At 64.4% G+C, this 17,452-nt stretch carries 18 protein-coding genes; 7 read left to right on the forward strand and 11 right to left on the reverse strand.

What is annotated here, in order from left to right; genetic code table 11:
* Positions 1-40: 40 nt before the first annotated feature.
* A complete protein-coding gene (locus VN634_20115) occupies positions 41-952 on the forward strand; it encodes a glutathione S-transferase family protein (protein HXC53204.1) in 912 nt (303 codons plus the stop codon).
* Positions 953-1,071: 119 nt separating this feature from the next.
* Here VN634_20115 and VN634_20120 read toward each other — a convergent pair whose 3' ends face one another.
* The 4 genes from VN634_20120 to VN634_20135 all read right to left on the reverse strand — a co-directional run bounded on the left by VN634_20120 (position 1,072) and on the right by VN634_20135 (position 5,251).
* A complete protein-coding gene (locus VN634_20120) occupies positions 1,072-2,301 on the reverse strand; it encodes an acetyl-CoA C-acetyltransferase (protein HXC53205.1) in 1,230 nt (409 codons plus the stop codon).
* Positions 2,302-2,346: 45 nt separating this feature from the next.
* Positions 2,347-2,802: a nitroreductase family deazaflavin-dependent oxidoreductase gene (locus VN634_20125; GenBank protein ID HXC53206.1), complete on the reverse strand. Its 456-nt coding sequence runs from the start codon at positions 2,800-2,802 to the stop codon at positions 2,347-2,349.
* A 150-nt stretch (positions 2,803-2,952) separates the two neighbouring features.
* Entirely contained in the window at positions 2,953-4,146 is a 1,194-nt protein-coding gene (locus VN634_20130) for an acyl-CoA dehydrogenase family protein (GenBank protein ID HXC53207.1), read from the reverse strand.
* 1 nt (position 4,147) lies between these two features.
* On the reverse strand, positions 4,148-5,251 hold the full coding sequence (locus VN634_20135) for an acyl-CoA dehydrogenase family protein (GenBank protein ID HXC53208.1): 1,104 nt from the start codon (positions 5,249-5,251) through the stop codon (positions 4,148-4,150).
* A 129-nt stretch (positions 5,252-5,380) separates the two neighbouring features.
* Here VN634_20135 and VN634_20140 point away from each other — a divergent pair, with 129 nt between their 5' ends.
* The 5 genes from VN634_20140 to VN634_20160 all read left to right on the forward strand — a co-directional run bounded on the left by VN634_20140 (position 5,381) and on the right by VN634_20160 (position 9,798).
* Positions 5,381-6,286, forward strand: coding sequence for an SDR family oxidoreductase (locus tag VN634_20140; GenBank protein ID HXC53209.1), 906 nt, complete (start codon positions 5,381-5,383; stop codon positions 6,284-6,286).
* A gap of 146 nt (positions 6,287-6,432) precedes the next feature.
* Complete coding sequence (locus VN634_20145; protein HXC53210.1) at positions 6,433-7,296, forward strand: MaoC/PaaZ C-terminal domain-containing protein; 864 nt, start codon at positions 6,433-6,435, stop codon at positions 7,294-7,296.
* Positions 7,297-7,311: 15 nt separating this feature from the next.
* The gene (locus tag VN634_20150; protein HXC53211.1) at positions 7,312-8,100 is read left to right on the forward strand and encodes a helix-turn-helix domain-containing protein; all 789 of its coding nucleotides are present in this window, start codon (positions 7,312-7,314) and stop codon (positions 8,098-8,100) included.
* A gap of 167 nt (positions 8,101-8,267) precedes the next feature.
* A complete protein-coding gene (locus tag VN634_20155; protein ID HXC53212.1) occupies positions 8,268-9,146 on the forward strand; it encodes an outer membrane beta-barrel protein in 879 nt (292 codons plus the stop codon).
* A gap of 250 nt (positions 9,147-9,396) precedes the next feature.
* Positions 9,397-9,798 (forward strand): hypothetical protein, encoded by a 402-nt coding sequence (locus VN634_20160; GenBank protein HXC53213.1) that lies wholly within the window; start codon positions 9,397-9,399, stop codon positions 9,796-9,798.
* Between the two features lie 116 nt (positions 9,799-9,914).
* Here the strand turns inward: VN634_20160 and VN634_20165 are convergent, their stop codons facing one another.
* The 4 genes from VN634_20165 to VN634_20180 form a co-directional block, all read right to left on the reverse strand.
* Positions 9,915-10,838 carry a hypothetical protein gene (locus VN634_20165; protein HXC53214.1) on the reverse strand — a complete coding sequence of 308 codons (924 nt, stop codon included), beginning with the start codon at positions 10,836-10,838 and terminating at the stop codon, positions 9,915-9,917.
* Between the two features lie 246 nt (positions 10,839-11,084).
* Entirely contained in the window at positions 11,085-11,657 is a 573-nt protein-coding gene (locus tag VN634_20170) for a porin family protein (protein ID HXC53215.1), read from the reverse strand.
* A gap of 184 nt (positions 11,658-11,841) precedes the next feature.
* Positions 11,842-12,780 carry a TIGR03560 family F420-dependent LLM class oxidoreductase gene (locus VN634_20175; protein HXC53216.1) on the reverse strand — a complete coding sequence of 313 codons (939 nt, stop codon included), beginning with the start codon at positions 12,778-12,780 and terminating at the stop codon, positions 11,842-11,844.
* Positions 12,774-13,646, reverse strand: a complete 873-nt coding sequence (locus VN634_20180) for a DUF5715 family protein (protein ID HXC53217.1) — start codon at positions 13,644-13,646, stop codon at positions 12,774-12,776. Before VN634_20180 ends, VN634_20175 begins: the two co-directional genes overlap by 7 nt.
* Positions 13,647-13,747: 101 nt before the next feature.
* Here VN634_20180 and VN634_20185 point away from each other — a divergent pair, with 101 nt between their 5' ends.
* Complete coding sequence (locus tag VN634_20185) at positions 13,748-14,665, forward strand: alpha/beta hydrolase (GenBank protein ID HXC53218.1); 918 nt, start codon at positions 13,748-13,750, stop codon at positions 14,663-14,665.
* A gap of 3 nt (positions 14,666-14,668) precedes the next feature.
* Here the strand turns inward: VN634_20185 and VN634_20190 are convergent, their stop codons facing one another.
* From VN634_20190 to VN634_20200, 3 genes are all read right to left on the reverse strand, one after another.
* Positions 14,669-15,283 (reverse strand): class I SAM-dependent methyltransferase, encoded by a 615-nt coding sequence (locus VN634_20190; protein ID HXC53219.1) that lies wholly within the window; start codon positions 15,281-15,283, stop codon positions 14,669-14,671.
* 107 nt (positions 15,284-15,390) lie between these two features.
* A complete protein-coding gene (locus tag VN634_20195) occupies positions 15,391-16,560 on the reverse strand; it encodes an acyl-CoA dehydrogenase family protein (protein ID HXC53220.1) in 1,170 nt (389 codons plus the stop codon).
* Positions 16,560-17,402 (reverse strand): LLM class F420-dependent oxidoreductase, encoded by an 843-nt coding sequence (locus VN634_20200; GenBank protein ID HXC53221.1) that lies wholly within the window; start codon positions 17,400-17,402, stop codon positions 16,560-16,562. Before VN634_20200 ends, VN634_20195 begins: the two co-directional genes overlap by 1 nt.
* Between the last annotated feature and the right edge of the window lie 50 nt (positions 17,403-17,452).

A 17,452-nucleotide genomic window follows, 5' to 3' on the forward strand; every position in this document is an offset into this window, starting at 1 on the left:
CTCCCTTGGCTGACCCCTGCCCCCTCGCTACAACCCGCCCATGCCCGAAATCATCTTCCACCAGTACGCGATGTCCCCGTTCTCCGAGAAGATCCGCAAGATCTTCGCGCTGAAAAACCTCGAATACCGCGAGGTCGACCAGCCGGCGTGGATGCCGAAGCCGCATCTTACGCCGATGACCGGCGGCTACCGCCGCATCCCCGTGCTGCAGATCGGCGCGGACATTTACTGTGACAGCGCGCTGATCGCGCGAAAGATCGACCAGCTGAGTCCCGAGCCGTCGATCTACCCGGACGGCAAGGCCGCCGCCGCCGAAGGCATGGCGATGTGGGCCGACAAGACGCTGTTCTTCTCGACTGTGCCGCTGGTGTTCACGGCGATGGCCGAGGTGATCCCCAAGGAGCTGTTCGACGACCGGCGCAAGATGTCGCCGCAGCTCAGCATGGAAGTGCTGAAGTCGGCGGTACCGGGATCGCGCGGTGCGCTCGCCTCGGCGTGTGCGATGCTCGACGCATCGCTGTCGAAGAACGCGTTCGTTCTCGGCGATGCGTTCAGCGTTGCGGACGCGGCGGTGTTTCACACGCTGTGGTTCGTGCGCAGCGACCAGGCGTCGGCGGGCATCATCTACTCGAAGCCGAGCCTCGCCGACTGGTTCGGCCGTGTCGAAGCGATGGGCAGCGGGACGCCGGTTTCGATGTCCGGCGACGAAGCGATGGAAATCGCACGCAGCGGAGAACCGGAGGACATCGACAGCTCGCTCGACGATGACCCGTCGGGACTCCGGAAGGGAATGCGCGTCGGCATCTGCTCGGACGATCTTCCGACCGACGTGTTCGTCGGCAAGCTCATCTGCCTGCGCGCGCACGAGATGGTGATCGAGCGCGAGGACCCGGCCGTGGGCCGCGTCGCAGTGCACTTCCCGCGCGCCGGCTACCAGGTGCGGGCGGTCTGAACGACGAAGGGGACAGGTACAGAAAAATGTACCTGCCCCGTTCATCCAACCCCGGGAAAGTCGCCGCCAGACAGTCCGCGACTTTCCTGGGTTTTTTTAAATGTACCTGTCCCCTTTTTTCAGCAGCGCTCGATGATGGTGGCGATGCCCATGCCGCCGCCGATGCACATCGTGATCAGGGCGGTTTGCTTGTCGGTGCGCTCGAGCTCGTCGAGGGCGGTGCCGATCAGCATGCCGCCGGTGGCTCCGAGGGGATGACCGAGGGCGATCGCGCCGCCGTTGACATTGATCTTGTCGGGATCGACTCCGCTCTCCTTGATGAACTTGAGGACGACGGCGGCGAACGCTTCGTTGACCTCGAACAGGTCGATGTCCTTCCACGTCATGCCGGCCTTCTTCAGCGCTCGCTCGGATGCGGGCGCGGGGGCAGTCAGCATAATGACCGGCTCGTCGCCGATCGTGGCCATCGAGATGACTCTGGCGCGCGGCGTGAGAGCGTGGTCCTTCACGTACTTCTCCGACGCGACGAGGATCGCCGACGCGCCGTCGACGATGCCGCTCGAGTTGCCGGCGGTGTGGACGTGCGGGATCGACTTCACGTTCGGGTAGACGTGCCTGGCCTTGTCGTCGAACGACAGCGTGTCGCCCTTCTGCACATAGCCGCCCATGTCGGCGAACGACGGCGGCAGCTTTCCGAGGCCTTCGAGCGTGGTCTCCGGGCGCGGGAACTCGTCGCGGTCGCACACGAGGTTGCCTTCGTAGTCGCGAACCGGGAGCAGGCTTTTCGAGAAGCGGTTCTCGTCCTGCGCGCGCTTCGCGTTCTGCTGGCTGCGCACCCCGAACCGGTCGCAGTCTTCGCGCGTGAAGCCTTCGCGCGCGGCGATCAGATCGGCCGAGATGCCCTGCGGAACAAGCGGATGCTGTTCGCGCAGATGACGGTTGTGCGCGTCGAGACCCGACTTGTCGGCACCCATCGGAAGCCGCGACATCTGCTCTACTCCGCCGCCGACGACCAGATCCTGCATACCGGAAGCGGCGCCCATCAGCGCGAAGTTGACGGCCTGCTGTCCGGATCCGCAATAGCGGTTGAGCTGCACGCCCGTCACTTCGTTCGGCCAGCCGGCGTCGAGGACGGCAAACCGCGAAACGACGCCGCCCTGCTCGCCGACCGGCGTGACGCATCCGGCAACGACGTCTTCGACGTCTTTCGGATCGAATCCGTTGCGATCGACGAGCGCCTTCAGGCACGTGCCGAGAAGCTGGTGCGGATGAAGCCCGGCGAGCGAGCCGGTCGCCTTGCCTTTGCCGCGCGGGGTACGAACGGCGTCGATGATGTATGCAGTGCCCATCGATGATCTCCTGTTGGAAAAAAAACGTAAGTTGAACGTGCCGGGTCAAACTGTCGGCGTCAGCACGACCACCGGAATCTCGCGCGACGTGATGCTTTCGTAAACCGCGTACTGCGGATTCATCCGGACCGCCGCGCTCCACAGTCGCGCGCGCTCTTCGCCGGCGGCAGTCGATGCCGTGGCCTCGAGCTTGCGCGGCCCGACCTCGATCGTTGCGCGCGGATCCGCCTTCAGATTCAGATACCAGACCGGATGCTTCTCATTGCCTCCGTTGGAAGCAATCAGCACGAAGCGTCCGCGATCTTCGAAGTACGTAAGCGGGCACGTGCGCATCTCACCGGTCTTGCGACCCTTCGAAGTCAGCAGAAGATTCTTGACGGGGCCGGTCTTGTGTCCGATGCGCCCACCGGAAAGCCGGTAAAGCCGCGTATGGACCTTGCCCATGTTCTTGTAGAAGTTGCTCTCGCCAACGTACTTCCAGAATTTCTGAGCCCCAGTCATGAAAGCCTCCGCCAAATCCAACTGACGCCGTTTTGGAGCGCGCCGGGGCGGGGGCGTGCGCGGACGCGCCTATGAGCGAAGCGAATCGAAGCGTACGCGCACGCCCCCGCCCCGGCGCGCGATACGGACATCCGCGACGACCTCGCGAGCTCAGACATCGTGCGGCAATCCAAGAAGCCTCTCGGCGATCACGTTCTTCTGGATATTCGGCGTCCCGCCGCCGATCACGTAGGCAGGCCACGACAGCATCTGGTGCTGCCAGCGCCCCTTGTCGACGACGCGGGGTGAATTCTTTGCGAGCCCGCCGAAGCGGCCTTCGATCTCGAGCGCAAGCCGCCCGATCTCGACCTCGAGCTCCGCGCGAAGCAGCTTGTTGACGGACGTCTCCGCACCGACTTCCTCGCCGCGAAGCTGCCGCGTGAGAAACCGAAGGCCAGTAAGACGCATCGCCTCGATCATCGTCTCCATGCGCGCGAGCCGCTGGCGCACGAACGGATCCTCGATCGCCGCGCGGCCGCTGCGCCGGCAGCGCTTCGCGAGATCTTTCAGGTCCTCGAGCGCATGCACCATCGCCGTGACTTCGGCGATCGAGCTGCGCTCGTTGGCGAGCGCGTGCTTGGTGACGTCCCAGCCCTGGCCTTCGGCGCCGAGCCGGTTCGCGACCGGCACGCGCACGTCGTTGAAGAACACCTCGGCAAACGGTGTCTCTCCGTTCATCGTCTTGATCGGCTTTACTTCGATGCCGGGAGAATTCATCGGCACCAGCACGCACGTGATGCCCTGGTGCTTGGATCCGCTCGAATCGGTGCGAACCAGCAGGATCATCCACTGCGCCCACATCGCGAGCGACGTCCAGATCTTCTGGCCGGTGATCACGTAGTGGTCGCCGTCGCGTACGGCCTTGCACTGAAGCGACGCAAGATCGCTTCCGGAGCCGGGCTCCGAGTAGCCCGTGCACCAGTGTTCCTCGGCCCTCAGAATCGGAGGGATGTAGCGCTGCTTCTGTTCTTCGGTGCCATACTTGATGATGCCGGGCCCTACCCACGCAAGACCCATGTACGAAAGCCCGAGCATCGGTGCGCGAGCGTTCCCGCACTCCTGCTTGAGGATCATCTGCTCGACGAGGCCGCCGCCTCCGCCACCGACTTCCTTCGGCCACGAAAATCCGACCCAGCCCTTCTCGTGAAGCGCCTGGTTCCAGGCGAGCAGCTTCGGCAGGCGATCCATCGCCGACTCGATGTCGTCACCACCCGCGCCTTTGTCGCCGCTCGGATTCTGCTTGGCGAGGAACTCGCGCACTTCGCGGCGGAACGCTTCTTCCTGTTCGGAGAACGTGAAGTCCATGTCAGAGCCCCTGCACCGTAAGCAGCCGTTCGTGATGGTATTCGACGCTGCCGTCGACGCTGCGGCAGTACCTGCCGCGCTTGTAGTAGAGGTGCGCGTCGCATTCCCACGTAAAACCAACCGCGCCGTGGATCTGGATTCCGTCTTCGCCCGCGCGATCGAGCGCGATCGAAGCGTACGCCTTGGCCATCGAGACGTGCGCGCGCGCATCGGGAACGTTGTCGACGGCCCAGGATGCAAAATAGACGAGCGATCTTGCCGATTCGACGTCGACGAAGATCTCGGCGAGCCGGTGCTTGACGCCCTGAAATTTCCCGATGTACTGGCCGAACTGCTTGCGCACCTTGGCGTACTCGGTCGCAAGCCGCAGCGCCGCATCCGCGGCGCCGACCATTTCGGCCGCGAGCGCAACGGTTGCGGCGTCGAGCACCTTCTCGAGCTCGCGCCAGACCGTGCCCGCGCCGCCGAGCCGCTGAGAATCGCTTACGCGAACGCCGTCGAGCACGACCTCGGCCGCCCGCGATGTCGCATCGATCATGCGAAGCGGCGTAACCGTGATGCCCTCGGCATCGCTCGGTACCGCGTAAAGGCTGATGCCTTCTTCCTCACGCACGGCGATCAGCAGCAGATCGACCGCCTGTCCCCACGGAACGAACATCTTCCTCCCTGTGAGGACCGAATCGATCGCCGTCGCCTCGACACCTGCCTGCGTCAGGTCGTCGCTCTCTTCGAGCACGGCGAGCGATGCGATGAGCTCGCCCGAAGCGATCTGCGGCAGCCACTTCTCCTGCTGCTCGACGGAGCCAAGCGCGGCGATGGCGCGCGCCGCGGCCGCATTCGCGAGGATCGGCGACGGACAGAGCGAGCGTCCCGCTTCTTCGGCCAGGATCACGAGGTCTTCCCATGAGCGACCGAGGCCGCCGAATTCTTCCGGAATCGTCAGCGCGGGCCAGCCGAGCTCGGCCATCTTCTTCCACAGACCGGTGTCGTGCGGCTCTTTCGACGCCATGATCGTGCGCACGCGCTCGAGCGGACACTCCGAGTCGAGGAAGCGCCGCACCTGGGCCTTGAGCTGTTCCTGATCCGAGCTGAATCCGAATTCCATGGCCGCGTTCCTTCCACCGATCTTTACTATTTGCAAGACCCTGCATATAAGCCCCGCGCATCTGGCGCGCGCAGCGCGCGCTTGCCGGCGCGCTCTGGGCGCGCCCTATTTTCACCGGAGGTTTTTGAGATGGCAGATTTCGGACTGAAGGGCCGCACCGCGGTCATTACTGGCGCCGGCGGCGGACTCGGACGTACCCATGCGCTCCTTTTTGCAAAGTACGGAGCCAATGTGGTCGTCAACGATCTGGGCGGTTCCTTCAAGGGCGAAGGCAAGGGATCGGAGATGGCCGACAAGGTCGTCGACGAGATCAAAGCTGCCGGCGGCAATGCGGTCGCCAACTACGATTCGGTTTCCACCGAAGCGGGCGCCAACGGCATCATCAAGACGGCCGTCGACACGTTCGGCAAGATCGACATCCTCGTCAACAACGCCGGCATCCTTCGCGACACGTCGTTCGTCAAGATGACCGATGCCGACTGGGATCTCGTGTTCGCGGTGCACATGAAGGGCGCCTACTACTGCACCAAAGCGGCGTGGGGCCACATGCGCGACCAGAAGTACGGACGCGTCATCCTGACGTCGTCGGCTTCGGGCATCTACGGCAACTTCGGCCAGACCAACTACGCCGCCGCCAAGATGGGCCTCGTCGGTCTCGGCCAGACGCTCGCGCTCGAAGGCGAGAAGTACAACATCCGCGTCAACATGATCGCTCCGGTCGCCGCGAGCCGCATGACCGAGTCGCTGATGCCTCCGTTCGTGCTCGAAAAGCTCAAGCCCGAGTGCGTCTCGCCGCTCGTCGTCTACCTCTGCTCGGAGAACGTCGACGTCAACGGCGAGCTCTACGAAGTCGGCGCCGGTGCCGTAGCGCGCATCGAAACCCTTCGCAGCAAAGGCCTCGCGATGAACCCCGACGAAATCACCGTCGAAGCCGTCGCCGAAGCCTGGACGAAGATCAACGACATGACCGACGCGCAGATCCTCCGATCGATCGGAGAATCGACCCAGACCACGCTCGCCCACTGCATGAGCTGATCGGAGAGAACAGACCACGCTGCGCGGCGTTGCCGGGGCGGGGGCGTGCGCGGACGCGCCTATGAGCGCAGCGAATCGAAGCGTACGCGCATGCCCCCGCCCCGGCGACGCCAACGCCACGCACCGGAATTACAGGAGAGAAGCCCATGTCGATCGACGTTCAGAAAGTCCTCGGGCAGGAGCTCGCGGAGATGCCTTTCGAGTGGAAGGAGCGCGACATCATTCTGTATGCGCTCGGTCTCGGAGTCGGCGTCGGTGAAGTCCCGACCAGCGAGAACGTGCTGCGCTACACGTACGAGAACCAGCTCAAGGCCATTCCCACGTATGGCGTCGTGCCGGCGTTCCCCGCGCTGACCGGCGTGCTGTCGGTTCCGGGTTTCGAGATCAATCCGATGATGATCCTGCACGGCGAGCAGACGACCGAAGTGCTGTGCAAGGAAGTTCCGACCCGCGCCGACACGCTGACCAGCGCGAAAGTCACCGGCATCTTCGACAAGGGCAAGGGCGCGCTCGTTACGCTCGAAGCAATCACGAAGGTGAAGGGCGGCGAAGACCTGTTCCGCAACGAGTTCGGAATCTTCGTGCGCGGCGAAGGCGGATTCGGCGGGCCCTCGGGTCCGGCGCCCGGCAACGAAGCGCCCGCCCGTGAACCGGACGCCGTCCGCGAGTATCCGACGATGCCGCACCAGGCCGTGCTCTACCGCCTGTCCGGCGACTACAATCCGCTGCACATCGATCCGCAGTTCGCCGCGTTCGGCGGATTCGACCGGCCGATCCTTCACGGCCTGTGCACGTACGGCAACGTCGCGCGCGCCGTGATCGACGAATACACCGACGGCGACCCCACGAAATTCCGCTCGATCAAGGTGCGTTTCTCGGCCCCTGTGATGCCCGGCGAGACCATCGTCGTGAAGATGTGGAAGGAATCCGCGACCGACATCCTGTGCGAGGCGTCGGTCAAGGAGCGGCAGCTCGCGGTCGTCAAGAACGCGCGGGTCACGCTTCGCTGACGGAGCCGCAGGCGCGTGCCGAAGGTCGCATCACGCAAGCCGCCCGGTCCGGCTCGCAAGCGTTCGGCCGCCGGACTTTCGACGAGCTCGAAGGCCCCGGCGGCGAAGCCGCGCCCGGCGCCGGCCGCCAAGACTTCGCCGCGGCCGGTCCGAAAACGAATCGCCGACGTGGCGGCCGACGACGCGCGTCCGGCGCGTCGCCGCAACAGAGAGCAGACCATCAACGACATCCTCGATGCGGCCGAGCGGCTTCTCGATCAGAAGGGTCCCGACGGTTTCGGCCTGGCCGAGCTCGGCCGCGCCGCCGGAGTTTCGTTCGGCCTGATCCATCATTACTTCGGCGGCAAGGAAGGACTGCTGCGCGAAGTCCTGCGGCGCACGCTGCGGCAGATGGGACGAGAGATCCGTCGTATCCAGGAGACCGGAGCGTTCTGGGACACCAAGGCGCCTGCCGTGGTCGTCGTGTTCGACACCTACCTTCGCAAACCCGGCTTTGCCCGGCTGATGGCGTGGGGCCTGCTCAAGGATCTGCTCGTCGCCGAGGAAGTCTCGCTCGAGGTCCAGCGCGACCGTGAGGCCCTCGACATGATGGTCGATCGACTTCGCGAAGGGATGCCCGGGGCAAGCCGCATCGACGCGGCTGCACTGACGACGCTGCTGACCAGCGCGGTGCTCGGATTCAACCTGCTGCGGCCGCTGCTCGTGCAGACGCGAGGCTGGAACGCGAGGTCGGATGAAATCCTTCGCGAGCAGCTTGTCCGGGCCATGATCTCGATCGCACGGCCGAAGTCCAACCGGGCCTGATCCGCACGATCGGGATGTGAGGGATGTGCGGGCGTTCAAGCCCGCCGAATTGCCGACAGGTGGACTGAATGCTAAGACCGACGGAGGAGTGGGAGCGGATGGCCGCACCGCGCGCAGCTGCCAAGTCCGGCCCTGATGTCTGACCAGCACGTTCCATGGAGGGATCGATGAAGATGAAGAGGATGTTCCTTGTGGGCTCGTTGTGCGCCGCCGCGCTGACGGCCGCCGCCATTGCCGAGGCCGCCGATGACGTGGTCGTCGAAGCTCCGGCCAGCAACTCGGCAGCCATCGCGGCGTCAGACGCCGCAGCTGCCGCGCCGAAGGACGAGACCGTCAAGCTGCGCGGCTTCTATGGAGGCGGCTCGATCGGAGGAAGCTTCTTCGAGGGCGGCGGGAGGCACTCGCGGATCTACAACCGCAGCAGCGACGACGACAACGGGGACGGCGTGCCCGATGCGTTCGACGCCGACCACATCAGCAACGAGAACAACTTCATGTGGACCGCGTTCTTCGGCTACCGGATGGCCGACTGGCTCGGCGTCGAGGTCGGCTGGACCGATATCGGCGGATTCAAGGCGTCGCACGACGCGAACCCGGCCTACACGAACGACCGCGACACCAAGATCAGCCCGTCGGTCAACGGACTGGAAGCACGCCTGCGGGCCTGGGTCCCGCTCGGAACCGACCGCGTCGCCGGCATCGGCGGAATCGGCGTCTTCGTATTCCAGTCGCACGGTAACAAGCAGTGCAGCGGCCGTGTCGCCGGAGTTTCCGACCCGTGCAACAAGGGTGTGGGCCACTTCGACCAGGCGCCGAAGGCGCTCGATCCGAAGGAGGACAGCGGCCAGGCACTCACGATCAGCGCCGGGCTTCAGTTCCGCGTGACCGACAACATTCTGCTCCGCACGGAGTATCAGCACTTCTTCTCGGTGCTCGACCAGGGCGTCGACATGGTCACGGCAAGCGTGGTCTTCGGGTTCTGGGATGTGTTCGGCCAGGGCAGAGCGGGCGGCAGCGACGACCTGGGTGGCGTGGTCGTCGAGTAGCTGGACATCAGCGATCTGCGGGGACGGCTGCACATCGTCGGCAGCGGTTCGCCGCACAAGGCAAAGGCCGCGGAGCGACGTTTCCGCGGCCTTTTCTTTTGTCGGCAGCACCCTCTGTTGGCGCACATCACGTGCGCGCAGCGAGAGTTGACGTCACCGCCCGCGTCGGACCTAATCTGCGCCTGGCCGAAACAATTCGCCGGCGCGCACGCGCGGACCGGCCCTTGAATCCATGGGGAGCTCTACTGGTATGAAGTCACGTTACATCGTTGCAACATCGCTTGGCGTCATGCTGCTGGCTGCATGCTCGGCCAACAAACAGTCGGCGTCGCACGCCGAAGGCTCGCACGAGACCGCGAAAGCCGAGGCGCCCGCCAAGGAGAAGGGCAATCCCGGCCGGCCCGCTCCGGCAGGCTCACCGCTGGCCAAGATCCAGGACGGAATGGCCGATACCGACGTGCGGCGAATCCTCGGCGAACCGGACAGCTCGAAGAGCTACATGACCGGCAAGCAGTTCATTCCGTACTACTACGGTCCGGATACCGGGCGCACCGAATACATCTACAAGGGTCTCGGCCGCATCACGCTGACGCGTAACCGCTACAGCGGCGGCCTCAAGGTGATCCGCGTGGACTACGATCCGAACATCTGACGCGTTCGTCCGCAGCAGCAGAACGGTTCCGGGCCGTTCCGCGGTTCAAAAAGAAAGAGGGCTGGATCATGACGATCCAGCCCTCTTTTTCGTTCCTCGACGGAACGGTTCGCTCGTCAGATCCCGTTCGCGCTGAACGCGATGCCGAGTCCTGCCTGCCAGTTCGGCGCGTTGTCGCACAGGCCGACACCGACCGTCGGGCGGATGACGAGCTCGTTGTCGCCGCCAACCCCGATGTAGATGTCCGCGCCGGGAATGATGCTGACCGGATCGTTGTCGCCGCTGCCTACCGCTTCGCTGGTGAAGTGCTCATGCTGGATTTCAGCCCGTGCGACCACCATGTCGCCGATTGGGACGAGCACGCCCAGGTTGTTGTCGAAGCGGTCGAACACGTCATCGGCGTCGCTGTTCGGCAGATTGTCGAACCGATGCGTGTCGGGATCCGTCGTCACGTAGTAGCCGGCGTGGTAACGGATGCTGGCCGGACCGGCCATCACGCCGACGGTCAGGAAAGGCTCGAAGCCATACGCATTGGTACCGAAGTGCGTTCCGTTGTCATGCCCGGCAGTCGGGAACGTCGCGACCAGTCCCGCACCGAACGTAAAGATGTCGGTACGGACCGGCATGACCTTGCCCCACAGCCGAAGGTCGCCGAATGCACTGGCACCATCGCCCGAGACGTGGTCCTGCTGAACGTAGAGGTACGGCATCAGCGCGCCGACCTCGAACAGGTCCTTTCCGTACGAGATATGGAGATCGGTATTGACCGCCTCGAAGTCTCCGGAATGGTCGTAGTAATGAATCCCGTACATCGAATCGAGCTCGACCCACAGGCCATGCGTCGTCTCGGCGTCTGTCAGGAAGCCCGCGAACTTGTGCATCGCGCGCGGAGTGGGTGGCTCCGGTGTCGGTACGGCTGCCGGCAACGGGGCCGGGATTTCTTCGGCCTGCTCGGCTTCACCGTATGCGCCTGCGAATGCGAACGTCGTTGCGCCCAGCATTGCGGACGCGAACACCACAGAAAAAAGTCCTTTCTTCATCGAAATGCCTCCTGAGAGCTTCCCGTTTTTGATTGTGCCGAATTTCGCATTCCGGCCGCGACAGTCAACTGACCCCTCGAGCTCCCCTTCGTTCGTCAGACGATGGTAGCAGTTTTATGCGAACACCACCGCATCCCGGGCAGAGAATTGCATGAAACCATGTTCACGGTGGTGAGACCTCGGTCACCGCGCCCGTACGACGCAATGGGGGGCGAGGTCTTCTGAACAAAAATGTGCAGCCCTCGATTAGTAGAACCGGTAGAGCACACCGAACGTGATCGGGACGATGCCGTAGTCCGAGCTTTTCCCGGTCGGCAGAAAGTAGCCGACGTCGGCCGAAAACGCCCAGTTGCGGGTCGCGTAGACCTCGAGTCCGCCGGCAAAACGGAATGCGACGTTCGAATCGCCCTTGTCGCCGCCGTTGTCCCTGGCGGCGTTCGACGGATCGACCTTGGCGTAATCCGCGCCAAACAGGGCGTACGGCTGGACGATCCCGTGAAACGGATAGAATTTGCCGTTCAGGCCGATCATCCAGATGTTGGTGTCGCCGGACCCGGCGTTATCGTCGAAGGCGAGATAGTGTTCCCAGTCCAGCTCGAGCGCGAACCATTCGTTGAAGCGGTAACCGCCCTTGACGTAGTAGCCCCAGCTGTCGTCGAATTTGACGCCGCTTACGTCGAAATTCTCGAAAGCATAGGCGCCGCCGGCCCCGACGAACGGTCCGGAGCGTCCATACTCCTGATCCGCCGCGCGGGCCGTAGTGGCTGAAGCCACAAGTGCGACGGCCGATAAGAGTGCTGCAATACGGGTCCACGACATGTGCGATTCCTCCAGTGGTCGTTTTCGGTCCGGATCGGAGACTGGTTCGCGAAACACGCCCTGCATCCGCCGCAGTCGCAAGCCGCCTGGCCCGCTCGACGCACTATATTCACCGCTGAAAAAGCGCGCAATGAAATGGCGGTCGGAACACCCCCGAAAGGCGATGCGAATTCCGCGAGGGTCCTCAGAGGCGACGCGCCGCAGGTGCCACTTCTTCCGAGAAGGCCTGCAGCTCATCGAGAAGAACCGGACCGAAGCTGAGGAAAATGAAATGCGTAACTCCGACCGCAAGGTAGCTGCGTACCTGTTCGAGACACTCGTCCTTGCTTCCGATCATGATGCGCTCGCGTGCCTGTTCGGGTGAAAGCCCGTAGGCGCGTGCGAGCGTGCTGCACGCCGAGGTCTGACGGTCGGAGTTGGTGCTGTAGCAGAGCGGCAGCGCAACGCTCTTCTCGATGGCGTCCGTATCGCGCCCCAGCCTGTCGCCGTGATCTCGGATCACGTCGATGAGCTCCTTCATCTGCGCCGGCGTTCCGAAGGAATTCCACATGTCCGCATGCTCGGCGACGATGCGGAGCAGCACTTTGCGGCCGGCGCCGCCGATCATCAGCGGCGGACCGCCGGCCTGTACCGGACCCGGCTCCGCGTGCGCGTCGCGAACCCGATAATGATTGCCGTCGAGCGAAATCCTCTCGCCGCGCAGCATGCCTTTGAGAATCCTGCACGATTCGTCGAGCGCGCCGAGCCGCCGCGGGATCGGCGGATATTCGATACCGAAACTGTCGTGCTCGAGCTCGTACCAGCCCGCTCCCAGGCCGAGGTTCAAACGGCCTGCGGAGATGTGATCGACCGAAACCGCCATCTTCGCGAGCACGCACGGGTTACGGTACGTGTTGCCGGTGACGAGATGCCCGATGCGCGCGAGCCGCGTCGCGTGTGCGAGCGCAGCGAGCAACGTCCAGCCTTCATGACAGGGCCCGTCCGGATCGGAGAAAATCGGATAAAAGTGATCGAAGAGCCACAGCGAATCGTAGCCCCACGAATCCGCAGCGACCCAGGTGTCGTGGAGCTCTCTCCACGTCATGTTCTGTTGAGCAGTCTGGATGCCGAAGCGGACTACCACCAGACTTCGTCGCGAACGAAATCGGGATTCGTGCTGCCGATGCACGTCAGCATCGTGCCGTCGGCGCTCGTCTGCGAGGTCTTGCTCGCACGCGCGGTGAGCTCGTAGAAATCCGCTTCGAGCTCGTCCTGCGCGGCCGGCATGGCGATCACGTGATACGTGGCCTGGGCCTTGCCTTCCTTGAAGTAGACGATCGTGCCGTCGTCGGCGAGCGTGTCGAGATAGCGCTGGAGCCGGCGTTCGCGTTCGTTCGGCATGTCGGCGCGCGGGATGTCGAAGGCGAGTCCGAATACGTGCGTAGGCGGAACGCCCGCACGAATCGTGTTCGCGTTGGCGTTGCTCGCCATCAGCTTCTTCTGGTACGTCCACGGACGCACCAGGCTGGTCACCTGCAGCGGCGTGAACGCGTTGCCTTCGGTGTCGCGCAGGTGTGCCGCGATCCTGTAGAGGAGCCCGGCTGCCGGCTTGGCAAGCCGGTAGAGCTTCGCGCGACGGGTAAGGTCGTGCTCCTTCTCGCCGACCGGCGAGTTTCCTTCCTTGCGGATCGAGATGCCGAGACCGATCGGATCGTCGGGCACGTCGACCAGCCAGCCGCGCGCGCAGGCCGCATCGAGCGCATCGTAGTCTTCCATCCACAGGCGCTCGACGACGTCGTGCGTGAAGATGCGGGCGAGCTGTTCCTTCTTGGTTTCTGCTTCGCGCGGTCGGGCGGATTCGAGTGCCAGCGGGCCGGCGCTCGACTGCCTGCTTGCGAGTTGCTCGCCCTGGCCTGCAGGGAGCGGCCGCTTGGCGTCGGCCAGTGCAGGTGCGGCCGGGCTCATCGCCAGTACCAGAGCCGCCGCGATCATGCTCGATTTTGCGTTCATCCCTCTACTACCCCCGAGACCACCCCGGCTGGCCCCGCCTTCACAGCGACCGAGTGTACCCGCCGTGTGACGTTTCGCAACGGAATCCGACATCATGGGCCATGGCTTCCCGCGTACTGAAGGCAATCGGCGAAATTGCCCGGCACTGGCCGGTCGTCAGGCGCGATCCTCTGGGCGCGCTCGACGTGCTGACTCCATCCGATGGCGTCCGCTGCATCGCCGACATCGAATACGGACAGCACGGTGGACAGCGACTGGACCTGTACTTTCCCAGGAACGGTCCCTCGCCCGCTTCCGCAGTGGTCTTCTTTCATGGGGGGCGCTGGAGTTACGGCCGCAAGGACGAATACCGCTTCGTCGCCCATGCGCTCGTCGCCCGCGGCCACGCCGTGGCGGTCTGCGACTACCGAAAGTATCCCGCGGTACGGTTTCCGTCCTTTGTCGAGGATGGCGCGGCGGCAATTGCGTGGGCGATGCGTCATCTTCCGAATGGTCCCGCGGATGGTCCCGGCCGCTCCGGTCACGGCGTCGACCCGAGGCTGATCTTCCTGATGGGGCATTCGGCGGGCGCCCATATCGCAGCCCTGGCGACGATGGACCGGCGCTACAGCGCGGTGCACGGAATCGAGCCCGATGACGTGGCCGGCCTCGTGCTGATGTCGGGGCCGTTCGATTTCTTTCCGATCAAGGGCGAAGAGCTTCGCGACATCTTCGGCCCCGCTGAAAACCATGCCGAGACGCAACCGCTGCGCTTCGTACGGCGCGGGCTGCCGCCGATGCTGCTCCTGCACGGACGCCGCGATCGCACCGTTCGCCCGCGCAGCAGCGCGATGCTCGCCAGCGCAATTCGCGAGAACGGCGGCGAGGCTCGCGTGATCTTCTACGACTTCGTCACGCACACGAACATCCTTGCGGCGCTCTCGGACCGGATCGGTTTTCTGGTGGCGCCCGCACTCGAAGACATCGGTGCGTTTCTCCAGCGAAGGATAGCCGAGATCACCTCGCCGCCGGCCGGCTGACCGTCAGTGCTTCATCCAGTCCGGCGAAGGCGCTTCGGCCAGCACGACCCAGGTGCGGCTGAACATTCCGCCGACGCGGGCAAACCCGCGAATGCCGAGCCCGGCGCGCCGGAATTCGCCTTCGATTTCCCGGCTCGACAGGTGATTGCGCGGAAACCGCGCCGGAAGACCGAGCCGCTGCCGGAGCCTTTGCCACAGGAAGCTCATGCCCTCGGTGTGGCAGTACTCGACGATGACCCAGCGGGTAGTTACCCGGCGCATCTCGCGCAGGGCCCGCAGCCTGCCCGTCCGCCGGACGTGCGGCATGACTCCGAGACACAGCACCAGGTCGAAAGACTGCGGCCGCAGCGGCAGCGCGCCGGCATCTGCACAAAGGACCGAAAACCCGGGCGCATCCGGCCCTCCGCCGGAAGCCCTCGCGGTGACGAGTTCGGCTTGCGAGCAGTCGAGAGCGACGAGGAAGGCGGGCTTTTTGGCCGCCAGCGTCGTCATCCAGCGTCCGTTGCCGCAGCCCACGTCGAGAATCGAGCGCACGTCGCCTGTCGCACGCAGAGCCCGTTCGACGGCCCTGCGCTCGTCCCGGTCAATATCCCGCCTTTCGCCTTCTCCCGGCCGCAAAACGCACCCCGTCCCCAGGGATCGCGACCCGAAACCGGCCGAGGAGAGCCAGTCCGGGCAACAAGTGGTGGATGGACCGGGAAGCTAACAAGCAGCCTCAAGCTGAGTCAATCGGGCATCCGCGAGTCGAGGCCCATCATGCGCGCGAGGATCAGCTTCATGACCTCGTTGGAACCGGCGTAGATCGGCATCGCGCGCACATCGACGAAATCGCGCGCGACCGGATACTCGGCCATGTAGCCGTAGCCGCCGTGGAGCTGGACCGCTTCGTAAGCGACACGGTTGGCAAGGTCGCTCATCCACCATTTGGCCATCGATACGCGCCGGGTGATGTCGGTGCCCTCCTCGAACTCGTCGATGACGGCATCGAGGAACGTGCGTCCGATCTCGACCTCAGTCGCCAGCTCGACGAGCTTGAATGCATTGTGCTGGAAGGAGCCGATCGGCGTTCCGAAGGCTTTGCGCTCTTTCACATACGGAAGCGTCTTCGCCAGGATCTGCTCGGCAGCCACCTGCGCGGCGATCGAGATCATCAGGCGCTCCCTCTGGAGGTTTTCCATCAGATAGCGAAAACCGTGACCTTCGGCCCCGAGCAGGTTCGCAACCGGCACGCGGCAGTCCTCGAAGAACAGCTCGGCGGTGTCCTGGATGTGCTGGCCCATCTTTTCGAGCGGCCGGGCCTTGAGGAATCCGGGCGTCCCGGTCTCGACGACGATCAGGCTGACGCCCTGCGAAGCCGGCGCCGCCGGATCGGTGCGGCATGCAAGGATGATCAGGTCGCAGTCGACGCCGTTCGAGATGAACGTCTTCTGGCCGTTGATGACCCAGCTGTCGCCGTCGCGCACCGCCGTCATCTTGAGATTGGCGAGGTCCGAGCCGACCGACGGCTCGGTCATTCCGATCGCCGTCAGGATCTCGCCGCTTGCGCACCCCGGCAGCCAACGCCGCTTCTGTTCCTCTCCCGCAAGCTGTTCGAGATACGGCACGACGATGTCGGCATGTACGGAGACGCCGGTCTGCAGCCCCATGAAGCCGGTGCGGCCGAGCTCCTCGCAGATGACCGCCGAGATGCCGAATCCTGCCGCGCTGCCGCCGAACGCTTCGGGCAGCCACGGGCACAGAAACCCGGAGCGGCCCATCGCCTGCCAGAACGAACGCGGCGTGCGGCGCTGCCGTTCCCATTCGCCGAGGTGCGGTGCGACCTCGCGCGAAAGAAACGACCGGAAATGCGAACGCAGCTCTTCGACTTCGGCAGTGCGCCAGGCAGCCCTGGCCATCAGCCGACCTCTTTCATCAGGGCTTCGTAGCGGTCGAGCATCGGCAGCAGCTTCTCGCGCGGCGCCGACGGCAGGCTGAACACCGCGCGCGCGACGCCGCTGTCGCGATAGCTCACGAGCTGGTCCTTGTCCGGCGCAACGCCGAAGACCGAAACTTCGATCGACTTCGGATCGCGGCCGGCAGCCGTCGCGGCCTCGGCAAGCGTGCCCATCTCGCGCTCGACGTTGGTGAACACGCCGATCGGAATCCATCCGTCGCAGTAGCGCACGACGCGCTCGATGCCCTTCGCCCCGTGCGCACCGAGAACGATCGGCGGATGCGGCTTCTGCACCGGTTTCGGGTTCGAGAAGATCGGATCGAAATCAACGAACTCGCCGTGGTACTCGGCCTTCTCGTTCGTCCAGATCGCTTTCATCGCTTCGATGCGCTCGCGCAGCACCTTCCATCGCTTCTTCGAATCGGTGCCGTGGTTGGCCATCTCTTCCACGTTCCAGCCGCCGCCGATGCCGAGGATTGCGCGCCCGTTCGAAATGCGATCGAGCGTGGCCACTTCCTTCGCCAGCACGATCGGATCGCGCTGAATGACGAGCGCGATGCCGGTGGCGAGTCGCAGCTTCTTCGTTACGGCCGCGCACGCGCCGAGCGTCACGAACGGGTCGAACGTATCGTAGTAGTGCTGCGGCAGATCGCCGCCGCCGGGAAACGGCGTGGCCCGCGATGCGGGAATGTGGGTGTGCTCGGGAAACCACAGCGATTCGAAGCCCCGCGCCTCGGCTTCGACCGCAAGCTCCGGAGCCGGCATGGCGTATTCGGTGACGAAGATGTTCAGGCCGTATTTCATCGCAGGCTTTTCTCCAGTACAGGGATGCCGAAAGGGCGAAACTGCATGAG

The organism is Candidatus Limnocylindrales bacterium (genome assembly GCA_035571835.1).
Taxonomy (GTDB): domain Bacteria; phylum Desulfobacterota; class Binatia; order UBA1149; family CAITLU01; genus DATNBU01.